Raw genomic sequence first — 17,929 nt, forward strand, 5'->3', positions numbered from 1 at the left:
GTTTATGACGAAACAAGAATATATCCAATCCTTGAAGAAAGAAGTTGAACAGTTTCATCCTTTTTTAAGGGACCGGCTTTTTGCGGCTATGCAAAAAGAGGCTGCTATTGATTCCTACGATTATACACATGGAAATAATGAGCAAGGTGCCGATTTTATAGTTATGACACGTAATAGTGTTACTAAGAGGGAATATGCTGTTGCTGTAATTGTTAAGTCCGGTTCTATCACAAACTCACTTGATGTTATTGAACGACAAATTTCTCAATCGACAACAGACCGAAAAAATCAAAATGGTGAAGAGTTTTCTGTCCGTAGTTTTTGGGTAATTACAAATAATACCATCTCAAAGAATGCAAGAGATTATATAAATAAAAAATTTGATAACTTGAATATTGAATTTTGGGATTATCAAGAAGTAGTTAGATTAAGTGATTTGTATATGGGTGATGATTGGTTGGAACCGCATCATTCGACAAATACCTTCTTGCAGACGAAACGGCAATATTTTGTGGATATGATGTCAAGGAATTCCCTTGCCCAAAATTTAGGAGAATTCTCTTTAAGACAAACTGTTGTTGAACGAAAGGCCGAATACAATAGCAATCAGCAGAAGAATGACCCGCCGAAGAAGGTGAATGTTTTAGAGTGTGCCAAAAGAAGGAAAATGATTCTGCTTGAGGGTGGGTTTGGTTCTGGCAAAACTCGCATGCTCCATCAGATTGGCCTTGATTTGTGTGACCAAAAGAATGATGAACACCCGTTGATTCCGATTTATTTGACATATCAGGATTTATGCACCAAATATAGACTCGATGCAGACGAAGTTGTTCTCAATGAAATAGAAAAGAGTGTTCAGGATGAACTGCAAGATGATGGCCAGTACCTGTTCCTTATAGATGGTGTTGACGAAGCAAACTTTCCTGATCGTGAAAAAGCTGAAAAGTTATTCAAGTTTTATCAAAAAATAGAATCGAAAAATGTGAATGCGGTCCTGGCGACTAGAAACATAACGCCGCTATTTCAAAAAGAAGAAAGACTTAAGAGTGACTGTCGTGTATTAGAAATCCGCCCATTATCTACAACAGAAATAATCCGCTACATTTTGAATGTTTGCAAAAGAGAAAATCTTTCGAATAGGGTGTTCTCGGATTTAAGCAGTAATGATTTGCTTAAGGATATTGCGAAAATTCCCATTACGGCGATTCTACTTGCTCAAATATTAAAAAACGATGTGAAAGATTTGCCATCTACATTGCCCGAACTTTTTCAGAAATTTGTAGAGTTGTCTTTGGGAAGATGGGATGTCGAAAAGGGCTTGCTAGCCCAAAAACAGTATGAAGCTCTTGATGCTATTGCGACCGATATTGCGATATACATGTTCGACAACTCTCTTACGCAAATAGGCGAAGATGAGGCGAAAGGGTTCTTTGTAAAATATGTAAACGAGCGCAACACCGGATTGGTTGTTGAGCTACTATATAGACATTTAGTGGATAATTCCGGCATTGTGACGGTATATGATGGATGCTTTTCGTTCAAGCACCGTGCAATTCTGGAATTCCTGTATGCTAGAAGGAAGGCTCTGGAAAAGACTCTCCCTATCAACAAGCAAATGCTGACTCTGAATTGGCAAAATGTCTATTATTTCTATTACGGATGTCTGAAAGATTGCCCTGATGAAATTAAGGCGTTCAAGGATCTCGAATGCAGTAACACATTTGAAAAAATGATGAAGCTGTTTTTTGCGCCGAACTTCCTTTTAGCGGCATACAATACACCATATAATGTCATATCTGAAACGTTGTCTAGCGCAATCAATGAGTCTGGTCACATCTATCTTGAGATGAAAAAGGATGCCGATTGTCCCTTCTTGCGCTTTTCGGAGATGAATTTTCTGTGGTTCTTCCAGATGTTGATGAGGAATCTGTATTCTTACAATTTCTTCAGAGATGCCATAGAAAAATATCTGGTGGATTTAGACTCAAATAAAATTACCGAACCCGATGCTTACACGCTGTTCTTTATTTCTATGATACGCGTGACATTGAAAATCGACAAGCCTACAGATTTCTTGTTCGATATGCAAAATAAGTTGCCAGCCCAGATTAAACTGGGGCTTTTCCATGAGGTTAAATCCGAGAAGGACCTGTCGGAAAAGGCTGCGACTTACATTAAGAAGATGACAAACAAATTGAAAAGAGATGGCTTTGCCGATAAGAGATTTTTGAATAATCTTTATAAAGAACCTTTAACAATCAAAGCTAAGAAGAAAGTTTAATAACAGGAGTATGAAATGAAGACAATTAAGAAAATTGGCCTGGTGAGTGCGGTTGCATTTGCGATGCTTGCATTCGCGGCTTGTGAAGACTCTTCGTCGGCCTCTAGCAATGAACCTGATGAAAATGCCGCGGTCGATTCTTCATCTTCGGTCTGTAAGGATTGCGAAGATGGGGATGGTTCGAGTAGTTCTAAAAAAGTTGAATCTTCTGACAGTCAGAGTAGAGATTCTTCAAGTGATGAAAAATCAAATAGTTCATCTTCCAAAAAAGGAAATGCTACAAATAGTTCGTCGTCTGTCAAGGGGAATTCGAATTCTTCAGCGAGCATCCTAGATGGCGATTGTCAAGATGGCGATACGAGAACAAATCTTGTTAGCAATGCGGTGATGTTCTATTACCATTGTGAGAGTGGAGAATGGATAAGGGATAGCCTTGTGAGTCTAATTGATACTTCTGAAAACGTGATTTCTAGGCCCAAGCTGAATCTCGACAGCGTGTTCAACCCCGATGTAGATTATGGCGAATTCAAGGATGAACGCGACGGACATATATACAAGACAATTACTTTTGTTGATGGGGGTAACACGCGGACGATGTTTGCCCAGAACTTGAATTACGGCACGTTTGTGAAATTAGGGGAGGAATCTGATGCAGAGGTGCAGAAGCATTGTTACGATGATGACGAATGGTATTGTGATCACTTTTTTGGCGGACTTTACACGTGGAGTGAAGCCTTTGGTTTGCCAAGGACGTGTGATACGGTTCCTACTGGGAACAGTGCCGAATGTCCTGATACGATTTGGACTACAGCGCAACTCAATAATGGGTGGCAAACAATCAAAAGAAGTCTGTGGAAAGGTTTGTGTCCAAAAGGTTGGCATATACTTACTGAAAATGAATGGGTAACGGCTGGAGTTCAGCAAATTACAGGCTCTTTGGTTGATGATTTATCCAAGTCCACATGGTGGTATGAAAAGAGCGCTAACAATAAGACTGGAACCTCTCTTTTGGCCGTTGGGTATGCTGAAGATGACCCAATTAAACAAAGAGGTGATTCTAGTGTATATCTACACGAACGAACGGCATTCTGGCTTAGTAGTGATGTATACGGTATAGATTCTATTGGGGGGAATGTTGCAATGTCAATGCTAATTACCTCCCATCACTTGGTTAATAAAGCCTCTGTGAGTGAAAATCGTTTCCGCAAGACGGCGGCGTTGTCTATTCGTTGCATAACAGATTAAACTATAAACGGTCTAAAGCGACAAGGAGTATGTATGTTTGGCGGAAATAACAAGGGAAAGAGAGCTGCGAACAAGAAGAAGGGGTATAAACACGAAAAGGGGAACAACCTTTACCGAATTGAACAGCTTGGCACCCGTCTAATGATGGATGCGACTGTCAGTGACTGGACTGCCGAATCAAACTTGATTGACGACAACCTGCTGCCAGCACAATATGTTTCTTCATGGGAAGATACCAGGATAGATACGGTCCAGATTGAGGAAAATTCGTTAGTTCGCCGAGCCCAGGTAAATGACCTTTACGATGAAGGCGATATTGATACATCTGCCCTTGAAACAATTGTCAAAAACTCCATGACCGGGGCATTGAACCAACTGAAAGCGGAGTATATGGCAGCCCATGATGGGGAATGGGACAGTTCTCATACATTCAGCGCTTCTGAAATTTATTCGCACCTCTCCAATACTTCGTTTAATTCTGATGGATGGAATGGCTCCTTTGCTGTGTCCAACGGTTCCATTGTTGTTTCCGCGGCATTCCATAAGGCAAAAACCGTGGAGAATTTGTCCGCCCTGGTTGCAGAGAAAATCAGTGTAGATGTCAATCTTGTTTCTTTGGCCGAAAATAACGTCAGTATCGATGCCTCTGCCCAAATTACATTGAATGGTGTGGGTAGCGTGGATGTGGACAATGTAGCACTCGATGCCCGCGCCCTCTTTAGGCAGGTTGTTGATAATCCCGGTGACGGAACCAATCCGAGGCTTGCTCTCGGGAATACGTTGAAATTCGAATCAGTGGCGGATGCAGCCAACGACTTGACGACGGCCGACTATTCTGCCGGTGCCCAGGCTAACAACTCTTCCATTGGACAAACGTATTGGGGCGACCTCAACTTCAATGTGACGAATGTGTCCAGTTTAGGAAGTGGGGTATCCATAACAAATCCTGTTACCTACAGCCTAGACAGTTCCTTGCCGTCTCCCAACAATATGCTATGGAGTGATACCACTGTCCAGATATTGGAAAATAATCTAAGCATAAATTCTATTGTATCGCCGTTATACAGCCTGTATCAATGGATAAAGAATAATTCCTTTGTAACACAGAATAATCCGTCACCGCTTCTTCAGGATACCTTTGGCGGACTGCTGAATAGAAATGCTACAGAAAGTGTACCTTGGTCGAAATTGTTTAAAGGTATTCTGTCAGGTGAAGTTAAATCATTGCAGGATATTCTAGCTGCAAATCAGAATTCTTCAGGCGTTTCTTTAGAAAACAATGTTCTAAAAATTCCGTTTTCGCTGACTTGTGATTCTAATGCCAAAACATCGGCTTTGATAGCTGCAAATGAAATTGAAAAGTTGGGCTTTAATGTTGTAAAAAATCCGAGGCTTCTGCAGTTAGTGTGGAGGGGTTGGGAGGAGTCTAAGCAGCGGTTTTCTCCTTTTCCCAGGGTAGCGACACCTTGTAGCAGCCGCATTTCAGCATGACCATGTCCAGCATGTTTTTTGTGTTCCTGAACCCGTAGGCCATGCGTATGACGAACTTTATCTTGTTGTTCGTCGCCTCTATCCTAGCGTTCGACAGTCCGTACCTTATCGATGCCAGTATCGCGTCGTAGTGGCGTTTTATCTTCTTCTGAAGTTCCACGAACGCCTTTATTCGGCATCGCCGAGCCCAGGCTATCCACTTGTCTAGTTCCCCTTTCGCCTGTTCGTATTCCATCGAGAAGATGACTCGAAGGCTTTCTTTCAAGGCCCGTGCGCGGAACAGTACCGGACATTTGATTTCGATCAGTTCCAGTTTCTTGCGTTGGTTCTCCGTCAGGTTCTCGGGAGCCTTCCCTACGGCATACTTCGAGTCCTTGATTATCTGCGAGAGCGACACCTTCTTTTCCTCGCCCTTCTTCGGACGGCCCCTGTCGCGTTTGACCTTGGGTTCTTCCGCCTCGGCCTTGCGCCTGAACTCGGCGCGTACCTGGTCCAGGGCTTCCATGGTCCATTCCACGACATGGAACGGGTCCACGCAGCGCTTCGCGTTCGTGCAGTATTTCTCGATGCAGTCCCTTATCGTCCTTGCCCCGTCGCACGACACCAGCATTATCTTCTTGCAGCGTTCGGGGCCGAGTTCCTCGAAGAAGAGTTCGACTGTCGCCTTGTCATGCCCCTCGTGAACCCACACGACCTTGCCGTTGTCGTGGTTCACCACGACGAGCATGTACTTGTGCCCCTTGCAGTAGCTGGTCTCGTCGATGCCTATGTTCACGAGGCCGTCGAGCGGGTCGCCCGCGGTTGATGCGATGGAGTCCTTGACCCGGCCCGCGATCTCGCCGACGCTCCGCCATGCGATCCTCATGTAGCTTGACGTGGCGGACTTGTTCATCTGTAGCGCGAACCAGGTGGTGACTTCCTCGAACTTGTGCGTGAAGCGCGATCCGTGTGCCGCCCATGGCACCTTGCATGAGTGGACGGCCTTGCAGTGCGGGCAGTACACGCGGTACGTGCTGTAGCGGAGGAACACCTTGTGCCCCTCGAAGTCCGTGCTGCGCCATAGTCTCGGACCCTTGCCGTTGCCATAGTCGTAGAACGTCCCCCTGTGGCCGCAGAGGCCGCACCTGTGACGGAAGGACTTTGTCGGGTGGACGTCTATGACGAGGCTGTTGTCTTCGATGGAAAGTTTGTCGATGGCGGTATGCTTGACTTCGAGCAGGGCTTTGACTATATTTTTGAACGGCATCTGAGTTATCCTGTGTTCAGTTTTTTGGGCAAAAAAAACTTTTAGGAAATTCAGGTGCCTTTTTTTGTTCAAAAGGCTTGATTTTATGCCGTTTTCAGGCTATTTTTTAGGAAAAATGTTCCACACTTAGCTCAGAAGAGCCAAAAATCCTGCGTTGAACCTGACCACATCGGATGTGTCTCTTGAGTTTACACTTGAAATTCCCATCAAGACAATGGAGGCGGCTAATGAACATTTGCCCTTGGAAAATCTTTTGCCGGGAAGATTTCAGGGTACCGAAGCCCTTTGGGGAACATCGACCGTTGTTGCGCCGAGTTCAATGGCTTATGGCCGCTCGCTGACTGAAATTGGTGAAATAAAGGTGACCGATGGCGAGGAAAATTCCGTGCCGCAAGAATGCCAAGTTCCGGAGGATAATATTTCAGGAATGTCGGGCTTGTTGCAGTCTACGTTTGGCGGGAAAGTATCTTACATCATGGACGAATCGAACGGCCGCTACATCCTTTATTCCAGTGCAAAGGACTTGGCTGTATCAACAGAATCGGATAGAATCCTTTTGCAAGAAATGGGGCTTGCTAGTGCAGCCGCCTTGAAGAATAAGGAAATTGCGATTGTCTCAATTTCATCGACTGCGTTCAACACTACGGATTCTACTATTGCGGTGAAACTGTCCTTTGACGATGCCGATACGCTGGAATTTGAATATCTTGCACAGGACAATAGGGCGGCAAGTATGGATTCTCTGGTTGCTGCCATGGTCTCAGCCCTAGATTCCTCGGAAGACCTGTCCGGTGTCGATGTCCTGTGCTTCGGGGACTGTATCGTATTTGTTGGAAATAATCTAAAGGAGCTTGAAAATTTCAAAATAGCCGATGCCGCGCAGACAATCCTTTTAAGTCATGGTTCTGGGGTCATGTCCAATACATTGCCCCTGTCTTTGCCTGATTCCAATGTGGAAATGAGCTTTTCTGTTGGTGGTGCAGCCAGTGTCGCCCTATCTATCTTAAAAGAAACATTTAACGGGGTAAAATCGCTAGACGATGTTGCCATTGTTATAAACAAAAAAATTGAGCAGAATAGCGCTCTTTCCGCCAAAGTTGTATGTGAGGTGAGGGATGGTAAAATTAGTTTCAGGACGACAGGAACCGCGAATCATGAAGACCTGACCTTAAACTTTGTCAGTGGTGGGGCGTGGCTTGGTTTCAACGATAATGTCAGCTATTCTGGTGATGGCAGTTGCATTGTTGTCGAACTACTCAATTCAAGTAATCAGGTTGTTTCTTGTTCGGTTGACCTGCGCAGTTTTGTGCACAGTGCCGATGTAAATACAACTGTCAGTGACTTATTGGACGAAATAATCGACCAGGTAAATGGACTGTATACGGCTGCTTTAACTGTGGAAGGATGCTCCATTAAGGGACATAATGGTTATCAGGTTAAATCTATTTACGGAAACAATTCGTATTTGTTGTCCGCAATACTCGGACTTGCTGGTGATATTGACGAAGATGCTTCGCATGAATTCTCGGTAAAGAAAAATAACTTAGAAGACCCGTCGAATGTCGCTTATAGCGGTTTTTCCCTGAACGTGACCCAATCACTTGCAGGAGCAGTTTCTGTTGATGCCACGAGCGGTGTTGCCGGGATGGAAATTACCGGCAACATTGATATGGGACATACCATGTCACTGACATTGACGAATCTCCCTGATTGGGAAGTTCTTGCCAAGCCGACGATTATAAAAGAACGAATGGTTCCTGTTGAAAATGCTTTGAATGGTTTATTGGATTACTTGAATGAAACATTCCCTACAAATTCATTGGGACTTACTGAAAATTCGAGCGAAGAAGAAATAAATGCAGCGCGAGCTCTTGTGCAAAATATAATTACACTTATTGGAAATGTTGAAAGTAATGCAGATGCTTTTTTTGCTTCGACCTCTTACCAATCTAGAGAGTATTTTCAAGACTTGTATGATTTTAGGGATTTTCTTGCTCTGGGATTAGAGTCAGTTCCGCATTTAAGAAGTATTGATATAGGATCCCTGAAAACAATTTGTTCTTTATGTGGTGTATCTTTTTTAAATAATGCTGTATATACTACAGCGTTGTCGGTCTCTCAAAATGAGTTGAATTCCACAAATTGCATGGTCTCGTTCGCGCCGTTACAAGGTAAAGATTCACAAAAGAATCTTGAAGTCTTTTTTAAGGATGGAGCGAAATACGGAACTATAGTGGCTAGGGACGCCTGTTTGTCTGATGATACGGCTCTGTCATGGAAGCCCTCTGACCAAAGTGCAGGGATTGCCTTGCAAACCTTAAAGTCTAATGGAAATAATCTAAACGACCTGAATGACAAACTGATTGAATCGATAAAAAATAATCTAACCCAATCCTTGAAAGGTAGTTTTTTCTATGGTTTAGATTTGCCTATCAGCGGGCAGAGCTTTGCTGACATTTTGGGAGTCTCCCAGAAAATTAATGACCTTTGCAGCCGGCTTGAACGGAGTAACGGCAAGACTATTCAGGAATGCTGCAATTATGTTGGAAAACAGAGCGGCATTTCGCTAACCCCGTCTTTGAATGGTAATTCAATCCAAATCAATCTCTGCTGGAACTATGACATCAGATCTCAACTGGTCAATCTTGGAAACCTAGCCCAAGGTTGCAAAGGTTTCTATTTCGGTGGAACGTTGGAAGCCTACCTTGACGCATCAATCAAGATGAATGTTTGCCTAACAATTCCTTTTTCTGATAACGGATGGGGTAATGTGGGTATTTCGGAAATTGTAGGTAAAGATTTTATCAATGCAGAAATCAACATAAAAGGCAGTAATCTATCTGGAGAAATTAGCGCCGGTTACGGCGAGTACCTTACGGGTTTGCTGAATGTATATGGCGGAAGCAACCTTCACCTGAATGCAAATTGTAAAGCCTCGTATAGCAACAACGCCATAAACTGGACTGAAGCTGAGTTGGACGCAAGAGGAAAAATATACTTGCAAACAATGGGAATGGACGCTGGATTTGTTGACATCGACATGAGCGGGGCAGGCTCGATTAGTATATTGGACAAGGATATAAGTCAGCTTCTGTCGTATGTTATTCCGCAGAATTTTGCGGGAGACCAAACCATAGTGGGCATTCAGAACAATACTCTGTATTTCGATGCTTCTAATTTAAAGGTCTCGGGCGAAAAAACCGCCTTGTTTGATAAGCTGAGGCTTGTTGCTGATAGTTTCTCGTCTGTGATAAGAAAAGCGCAGAGTGGCATTAATCGAGAACTTCTTTCGGATACTTTCAGACATATACCCCTGATTGGAGATTCCATTGTTGGCGCCGCCGATTGTTTGACGTGCTTGAACGAGGATTTTGTTGAACCTTTCCGCAAGTTTGTCAATAAAGCAACCGATATGTCCGCTACATCTGTTGCGGATGCCTTGGCTCGGATTTTAGGGGACCGTTTAGAGAGTCTGGAGTCTATTTCTGCAACAAGCATTCTGTGGGCAAGCAAAACGTTTACAAATTCCTATCAGGGAATCCATTATTACGAAGAATTCTCTAATGGGGCCTTGAATGAGGTTGGCTGGCGAATCCGCTTGTGTGGTGATTATTCTCTGGATACACAGGCTGATTTTGATTTAGGATTCCCCGGACTGGGTTTGCGTTCCTCCGGTGGAATAGACGCCCAACTCCATTGGACCTTGGATATTGGTTTTGGAATTTCTAGGACTAGCGGTGCGTTTATTCTGCTATCTAATGGTAGCGAAGATGACTTGGGTGATGACGGAAATGCTCCTATTCTAGAAGCGGCAAATACCCATGCTGGTGATGATTTGAAAGTTGTTATAACTGTAGCCCCTCGATCTGATTTAGAAATAGAGGGCTCTCTTGGTTTTTTGACCATGAGTGCTGATTTAGACCATTTTGGCGTGAACAATGAATTTGAAGTTTATCTTGGGATCGATTTTAACGATGGTATTTATGACATCGAAAAAAAATATTGGTTCGATTGGAATTCGGATAATAATAAAAATGCTCAAATCAATGTGAGCGAACTAGGAAAAGAACTCTCTGTTGAAACCCGTATCAAGTCGAATTTGAATCTTATGATGAATTTGACTTTGGGCGGTGACGCATACCTGCCGAGTATTTCTACAGACTTAGAATTTGATTGGCTTGCGGAAACGGGAGGTAAGCAAAATGGTATACAAAAACTTGCTTTAAATCAAATTACATTTGATGCAGGATCTTTCTTAAAAAATGTTTTAGGCCCTATAGTACACAGAATTAAAGAAATTCTTGAACCTGTTCAGCCGTTGATCGATTTTTTACAGTCCGATGTCCCGGTGCTGAACAAGCTACCCAAAAAGAGCGTCAATATTACTTTTCTGCGACTAATTCAGGAATTTGGCAATGCCAAGGATATTGACTTGCGAATGCTTGAAGATCTCGTAGCCTTGAATAATGTTGTTCAGAACATAGATGCTTGTGGCGATTTACAATTGATTTTGCCGAATCTTGTTTTAGTTGATGCTTTGGATAGTCGTGTAAATGATGATATTGGAAAAAATTTTCTTGATGGTAAAGTTGGTGATATAGAAGGTTTTGTTAATGATTTAATAACTTCTTTAGGTATAACTAATAGTGATATATCTGTAGTTGGAGCCACTGGAGAATCATGGGAAAATGCTGTAAATAGTGAGTTTGGCGACTTTGGTGTTTCCATAACAAAAGGCTCTACTGATGGCTACGGATGGTCCTTCCCGATATTTGAAGAACCGCTGAAAGAAATTGTCGGCCTGCTTCTTGGGCGGCATTCCACCTTGGTCTATTATGACATGCATCCATTCCATCTGGGGGATGAATTCAGCAAGAATTATCCAATCGTTGGGCCCTTGTGTGCCGATATAGGATTCAATTTCGGTGTCAATATTGATTTGTCGTTCGGCTACGATACCTTGGGGATGGAAAGTTGGAGAAATAGTGGATTTAAAGATGTGGGGTCTTTAATAGATGGATTCTATGTCGCTGACTGGGATTTGAATGGCAATGATTTTACCGAAGTAGTTTTCAATGTCGGAATAGATGCCGGAGTCAGCCTGGCTGGAATAGCCGGGGTGACCATCGGTGTAAATTTGGATGTCAACCTTGACTTGAAGGACCCGAATGACGACGGAAAGGTTCGGTTAGGTGAATTGATTGACATACTGTCATTGAATCCACTTGATACATTCGATGTTGAAGCCGAACTCACGGCAAATGCAAAGGCGTATCTCTATTATGTAATTGGCAAAAAGACTTGGACTCTATGGCGAAGCGATGCTTTGGAGTTATACAATACCAAGAGTAAAGATGCGGAACCGGTCCTTGCGACAAAGCAAGGTGATGACCTTGTGGTAAACATCGGCGAGTATGCCGCCAAGCGAAATGTCGGTGATTTGAGTGATGGAAACGACACTGTTACGATTAATTTTACTGGGGATAATAAGTGCGAAATAACATACTGTGGCAAAACGCAAACCTATGATGTAAATGGAACGCTATTCATTTATGCGGGTAATGGCGATGATATTGTCACTATTACGGGAACTGCCGGATGCAACGTGGAAATCCATGGCGGAGCCGGTAATGACCAAATCAACTTAAGTGGTCTTGAATTTGCAGGTAGTCAATATGCCTTGATTTATGGCGATGACGGCAATGACATAATCAAGGGTGCGGAAACCGGGTCCAGCTTCATTTTCGGTGAAGGAGGAAGATTTAAGGCTAGTGCAAACGAGACTGTTGCCGAATCCTATCCGACGGACAAGAGCAATGGGAACAACGTAATTGTTGCAAATGGCGGGAAAAATTATGTTTTCGGCGGTTTCGGCAATGATTTTATTGTCGGTGGTGACGGTGAGGACTATATCTTTGGTGATGGCGGCCGCATAACCATTGGGGCGGCTCCAGCACAGGGCAATAAAAACAATACATCCTTTGATCGCTATGACCTGTTCGACGAGGGTGGTTACGACGTCATTTTTGGCGACAATGGGGACGATGTGCTTCTGGGCGGTGCCGGTTCTGACACCATCGACGGTGGTGCAGGGGCTGACGAAATCCATGCAGGCATGGGCAACGATGTCGTTTATGGCGGTTCAGGAACGGACAAGATTTATGGCGACGATGGCGTGGATGTAATCTTTGGCGACAAGCCTCATTCGGCTACTAAGACCATTGCCCAGAAAAACTCTCAGTTTGTCTTGCCGTATGCCTACGTTTCGGACGAACTGAAGAAGGATGCTTCGCTTCTGAAGGATTCGGATTCCATCAAACTTTTCGGTTTTGCAACGAAATTTAATGATAGAAATTCTGGTGCGGCTCTTACTGCGGAGCAGAGAGACATCGTTGATGATTACGAGAACGGCGTTGCCGACAGTGGTAGTAATAGCGATGACAGAATTTACGGCGGCAACGGTTCTGACATCATCTTCGGCGATGACGGCAAGGATGAGACTGATTTGCTGGAGAATGAAATACTTGTTGGCGGCAACGATGTCATTGAGGGCGGTGCCGACAACGACTTTATCGATGGCGATGCCGGTGATGACCGCATAACGGGTGGCTCTGGCGAAGATGTCATTTATGGCGGTCTGGGTAATGACACGCTCGATGGCGGTGCCGGGAATGATATTGTTTTCGGTGACGACGGATGGACAGGCTATGCATCTAAGAATCCCTTAGGAAATGGATTACTTGTCAATAATGGCGGCGAGTCGCAAACGCTCACTTTCGGCAATACCATAAATGCCTTTATCGGAAATTTTGAAATATATGCCGAAGCCTTGTCGAATACAAGTGGCGGGGCCGACACGATTATTGCCGGGAATGGCAGCGACATCGTGGACGGCCAGAGCGGCGACGATTCCTACATCGTGAACATGATGGGGGGCGGCAATCGAGCCTATACAAACGTGATGGATTCGGGTGAAAATGACGCGTCCGATTCCTTGACCATCAACGGGACCGTCAATGCCGACGAATTCCTGATTCGCGCGTCGGACCTCGGCCTGGGAATGGTGGCATCGCTGCCGGAAATCCAGACTGACCCGAACAGCCCTGTAAGCAGGACCCAGATCGAGCGCGTGAACTTCTGGAACGTGGGTGGCGAAAAGACCGGTGTCGAAAACCTCGCCGTGAATGCCGGTGCCGGAGACGACAAGATTTCCATTGACGGGACGCTTTCTACAATCGCTATCGATGCTGGTGCCGGTAACGATACGGTAACGGTCGGCCAGATGTTCGATTCGAAACGGACGACCGACGCAAATCTCAGCAACGTGCAGCCCAAGGATGTTTTCGGGACGACGGAGACGACCCAGGGCTACCTGAGCAACGGCGTAGAACACGCAACGTCCATTGTCGGTGGTGAAGGTAACGACACCTTCAACGTGTTGCACAACAAGGCGGCCGTATCGCTTTCCGGTGGCCTTGGCAACGACACCTTCAATGTCGCCATGTTCCAGGAAAAGCATGAAGACGAAACCACGTCGATTGTCGAGAACGGTCCGGTCACGCTGATTGGCGGTGCCGGAATCGACAAGATGAGCATCGCCGGAAGCGAAGGGGACGACACCTTTGTGATTTCTCACGGCCGGATTTTCGGCGAGGGGATCGATGTGCAGACGGTGAGCATCGAGGACAAGAATGTCTACGGCGGCGACGGCGACGATTCCTTCTATGTGCTTGATTCTGAAGCGAAGGAAATAACGAAGCTCTACGGCAACAAGGGCAACGACAGTTTCTATAACGGTGGCGTGGGTTCCGCCGACATGCCCGCGTTCCTGACGGCGACCGCGGTGGATTCCGGAGCCATCAATGTCGTGTTCGTGAACGCGAACGACACGACGAAGGTGCTTGACACGCCCACGGCCGTATTGCCCGAAAACGGAAGCACGGTCAATGCCTACAGGGTGAAACTTGATAGGGCTCCCAAGGCGGGCGAGACCGTTACGGTGACGGTATTCGCTCCCGGGGCGACCACGGAAGCGCATGGACGCGGCGACCGCGAAATCTGGCTTGTGGACGGAAGCGGAAAACTTTGCAAGTCGATAACGTTCAGGTTCGCCGCCACGGCGACGGGCGACGGCGTTGTCGCCTGGGATTCCCCGCAGTTGGTAAAGGTGCATGCCATAGGCGATGCGGTACGCGAAGGGGACGACTACTTCTCGCTGCTGCACAATGTGTCGTTGACCGCGACGCAGACGAATGTGGAAGCGTCCGTGGTGAACACCTGCAAGAACGCGCTGGTGTTCCTTGACGAACCCGGTACGCAAACGACCGTTGACAACAAGTTCTCGGTGACTCGGGAAGTCGTTGTGACTGCCTCCACTGGAAATGAAGTCGCAGTGGACAACCTTCTGTTGCCTTCCGGTACGAGCGGGATAAATGCCTGGTATATGCAGAACGGGGCACCCGTTTCCATTGATGCGGGGAGATTGTCCATCGATGAAGATGTGCTGAAAATAAATATAAATTCTCTGGGATTGACGCCCGGCACGAGGATTTATTTCAACTACCAGCATAGCGAAGTCTTGCTGGATGACGAAAGTATTATCCAGATGGCCTACAGTACCGAGGGCATGACCGATATGCTTGAATTTACGTCTGCGGATGATGGGACGAAAAATTCCGTATGTGCCGAGAGTCTGCTTGGAACCATAGACGCGGACAATGCCAGGTATGTCTACAGGACTGCGGGTACCCAGATAATTATCCTTGACAAGGTCTCGCTCAAGCCAGTTTCCCTCAAGGGGAATGTATCATTCCAGCCGGTGGACGGCTCCATCGTTTACCCGCAGGTGACGATTTATGACGAGGAAAATTCCTTCCAGAATGTCTCCAAGGAAGAAATCGCGCAGCACATGCAGGACAACACGATTGAAAATATCAAGGGCGCCCTGTACGAAGACGGCATGGGCAAGGAGTTCAGCCTTGGCGATGTCGGCCCCGCGATGCTCCGTTATGGAACTTCGACGACGCCGACAACCAACGACGAGAAAAATGCGGCATCCGCCGAAGACCTTGCCGCCTGGGCCGCGGCTGCCCAGACCGCAGCGCAATTTGACGAGAGCCAGAGCGTGGACCGTGTTTTCACCAACAACATGGGCAATGCCAAGGCGGGCGTGAAGAACGACCTTCAGGCGTTGGAATCTGTCGGGACCATCGACCAGTCCGTGATTCCGGTGGCTGGCGGTTCGCCGGTTATTCTCAATTCCCTGCCCGATGTGCAAAAACAGGCCGACACGGAATGGTTCAATTCGGACTCCGAGTCGCTCCGCTTTACCCACAAGGACCAGGCGGCAACCGACGAGAACCGTATCAACACTGGCAACATGGAATACGGGGAATACAACCTGGGTACGGGCGCGGACACGGTGGATATCTACAAGTCCATTTACCGCGAGGACGGATTCCAGACCTTTACCGTGATGAACAGCGGCGAAGGTGGCGACACGATCAATGTCCACAGCTACCAGGATGGCGAGGACGACCAGCTGGTGATCAACGCTGGCGAGGGCAACGACACCGTGGCTGCTACCGGTGCGAATGTGACCAAGGAAGGCCTTATCGTGTTCGGCGGCCTTGGTGATGACTCCATTGACATAGACAGCGACAGTTCCCTTGTCTTCGGCGACCGTGGCCAGGTGCTGTACCACGACGATGACGGCAATGTGGTAACGCGCCTCGGTGACGACAGGACCGGTACACCCGGCGTTGATGAGGAAGATGAAGAATGGAATGCAGGCGGTTCCGACTATGCGACGGGCAAGAACAAGGATTCCGAAGCCTACTGGCAGACCGACGGTGTTCGCCGCGGCCCGAGCATTGCCCGCACGGTGACGGAAAACCAGGGCGGAAACGATGTGATAACCCTTGCCGACGGCAGGAATGTCGTTTTCGGCGGGGTGAACGCAACACGAACCGTTCCTGCGAATATTAGCGAGCACGAAAACGAGAATGAAGTCATTTCGACTGGCAATGGCAACGACCTTGTATTCGGCGATGACGGCTATGCCACCTTCGGAGGGCATGCCTCTATTGCCGAAGCCCTTGGGCAGGAGAATGTTCCCGAGACCCGCACCGAGGCGACGCTCTCGTTCAACTTCATGGGTGCCTCGCAGACGGGGCTTTCTTCGGAAGATGTTGCGGGTGCGGCAGATTTCGCGAAGGCGAACTGGAACAATGTGGGCGGGAGCCTCGCCGGGACCTACGGCAACGATGACAGCGAGATTGTGCGCTTTGACGACAACACCCGCGCAAGCGCCGTGAGCGTGAGTTACGGCGGCATCGAGAGCCACCGCAATACGAGCACCGACAACCGCATCAACTTGCAGGCCTACGGCCACAACTTCGCGAACGCCTCTACCGATGCCGATGCGGCGCTCATGAACAGTGGCTACATGACTACCGCCCCGGGCAACCAGTGCGACAACAAACTCGAAGTCGCCGTGGATGGCCTTGCGCAGTACTTTACCGATTACAGGGTGGCAGTCTACCTTGACATGCCCGACGCGAATTCCTGGGCGGGCCAGAGCATCCGCAAGGTGAGCCTGTATGTGGGTGACTCGACAGTTGCCCTGCAGAGTTTCTACGTGAACGACTGCGCCGGTTCCAACTTCAACGGCACCTACAAGCGTTCCGAATACACCAGCGCCGAGGACATCCTGGCGGACCTTGCGCACAATGCGGCGGTTCTCTCCGGTGAGCTGACGGGCGATGATGCCGTGCTGATAGACACCACGGGCAACTACGTGGTGTTCGAGGTTCCAGCGGGTGTTGCCGCCGACAACTTCCGCGTGATTATCGAGGACGGCTACACGCTCGACAACATCAACGGCAAGGACATTCCGGGCATAGCCGCCATCCAGGTGAAGGGAACCCTCCACGCGCAGGATGTGGCCGCCTCTACCGACATTGCCCATGGCGGTGCCGACACGGTTTACACTTCCGGTGGCGACGATATCGTGGTGGGCGGCACGGGTGGCGACACCTTGACGACCTACGGCGACGAACGCTACGGCATCTACGACAACGATGTTGTGTTCGGCGACAACGCCAAGATGGTCTTTACCGACCGCGACAGCTCCGAGGCCACGGCCTCTACGCTGTCGCTTGCCGAGTCGCTTGATTCCCGCACGGTGGCGGGCGACTACAACGACCATATTTACACGGGTAACGGCAACGATGTCGTGGTAGGCGGCCAGGGGGCCGACCACATCGAATCCGGCGCGACAGCCGCCGCCGAAGCGATGCTCGACGGAATCCAGGTTGCTTCGTTCAACTTTACCCGCGAGAACGCGACCGCAAGCGAGATGGTTGGGGAGACGGCGGGTGTTGTCGCGGATAACGACTGGACGAACCTCTACATAAAGAACAACGGCCTGCATGTCGTTGGCGAGAACTACACCAACGACCCCGTGACGCACGACGGCATTGGCATTTCGCTGGTTGCCTACGATACCGCCGTGGGCGACGGAACGCAGAATTCGAGCCTGATGCCGAAGGATGACGCCCAGCTTGACGGCGACACCTCGAATTCCAAGCTGTTCAACGCCTACTATGCGGCCCAACAGCAGCAGGAAATCAAGCTCACGCTTACGAACCTTGATTCCTTCGCGG

Annotated in this window: 6 protein-coding genes; 5 read left to right on the plus strand and 1 reads right to left on the minus strand. The window is 47.6% G+C overall.

What is annotated here, in order from left to right; all coding sequences use genetic code 11:
* The first annotated feature begins 4 nt into the window (after positions 1-4).
* The 3 genes from Q0W37_RS05785 to Q0W37_RS05795 are packed head-to-tail and all read left to right on the plus strand — an operon-like array spanning position 5 to position 5,017.
* Positions 5-2,281: an NACHT domain-containing NTPase gene (locus tag Q0W37_RS05785; RefSeq protein WP_297699640.1), complete on the plus strand. Its 2,277-nt coding sequence runs from the start codon at positions 5-7 to the stop codon at positions 2,279-2,281.
* Between the two features lie 15 nt (positions 2,282-2,296).
* Positions 2,297-3,526 carry an FISUMP domain-containing protein gene (locus Q0W37_RS05790; protein WP_297699642.1) on the plus strand — a complete coding sequence of 410 codons (1,230 nt, stop codon included), beginning with the start codon at positions 2,297-2,299 and terminating at the stop codon, positions 3,524-3,526.
* 33 nt (positions 3,527-3,559) lie between these two features.
* The gene (locus tag Q0W37_RS05795; RefSeq protein WP_297699644.1) at positions 3,560-5,017 is read left to right on the plus strand and encodes a hypothetical protein; all 1,458 of its coding nucleotides are present in this window, start codon (positions 3,560-3,562) and stop codon (positions 5,015-5,017) included.
* Here Q0W37_RS05795 and Q0W37_RS05800 read toward each other — a convergent pair.
* Positions 4,953-6,212, minus strand: a complete 1,260-nt coding sequence (locus Q0W37_RS05800) for an ISL3 family transposase (protein WP_297699650.1) — start codon at positions 6,210-6,212, stop codon at positions 4,953-4,955. The two genes, Q0W37_RS05795 and Q0W37_RS05800, sit on opposite strands and share 65 nt — an antisense overlap.
* Here Q0W37_RS05800 and Q0W37_RS05805 point away from each other — a divergent pair.
* A complete protein-coding gene (locus Q0W37_RS05805; RefSeq protein WP_297699651.1) occupies positions 6,123-6,308 on the plus strand; it encodes a hypothetical protein in 186 nt (61 codons plus the stop codon). The two genes, Q0W37_RS05800 and Q0W37_RS05805, sit on opposite strands and share 90 nt — an antisense overlap.
* Positions 6,309-6,516: 208 nt before the next feature.
* Positions 6,517-17,929, plus strand: an 11,413-nt coding sequence (locus Q0W37_RS05810; protein WP_297699646.1) for a calcium-binding protein, incomplete at its 3' end; no start/stop codon positions are given.

Origin of the sequence: uncultured Fibrobacter sp. (assembly GCF_947166265.1) — a bacterium.
Classification (GTDB): Bacteria; Fibrobacterota; Fibrobacteria; order Fibrobacterales; family Fibrobacteraceae; genus Fibrobacter.

Bases quoted from the DNA above. Each gene is read 5' to 3' on its own strand.
- Q0W37_RS05785 (WP_297699640.1), top strand. From the start codon at position 5: ATGACGAAACAAGAATATATCCAATCCTTGAAGAAAGAAGTTGAACAG.
- Q0W37_RS05795 (WP_297699644.1), top strand. From the start codon at position 3,560: ATGTTTGGCGGAAATAACAAGGGAAAGAGAGCTGCGAACAAGAAGAAG.
- Q0W37_RS05790 (WP_297699642.1), top strand. From the start codon at position 2,297: ATGAAGACAATTAAGAAAATTGGCCTGGTGAGTGCGGTTGCATTTGCG.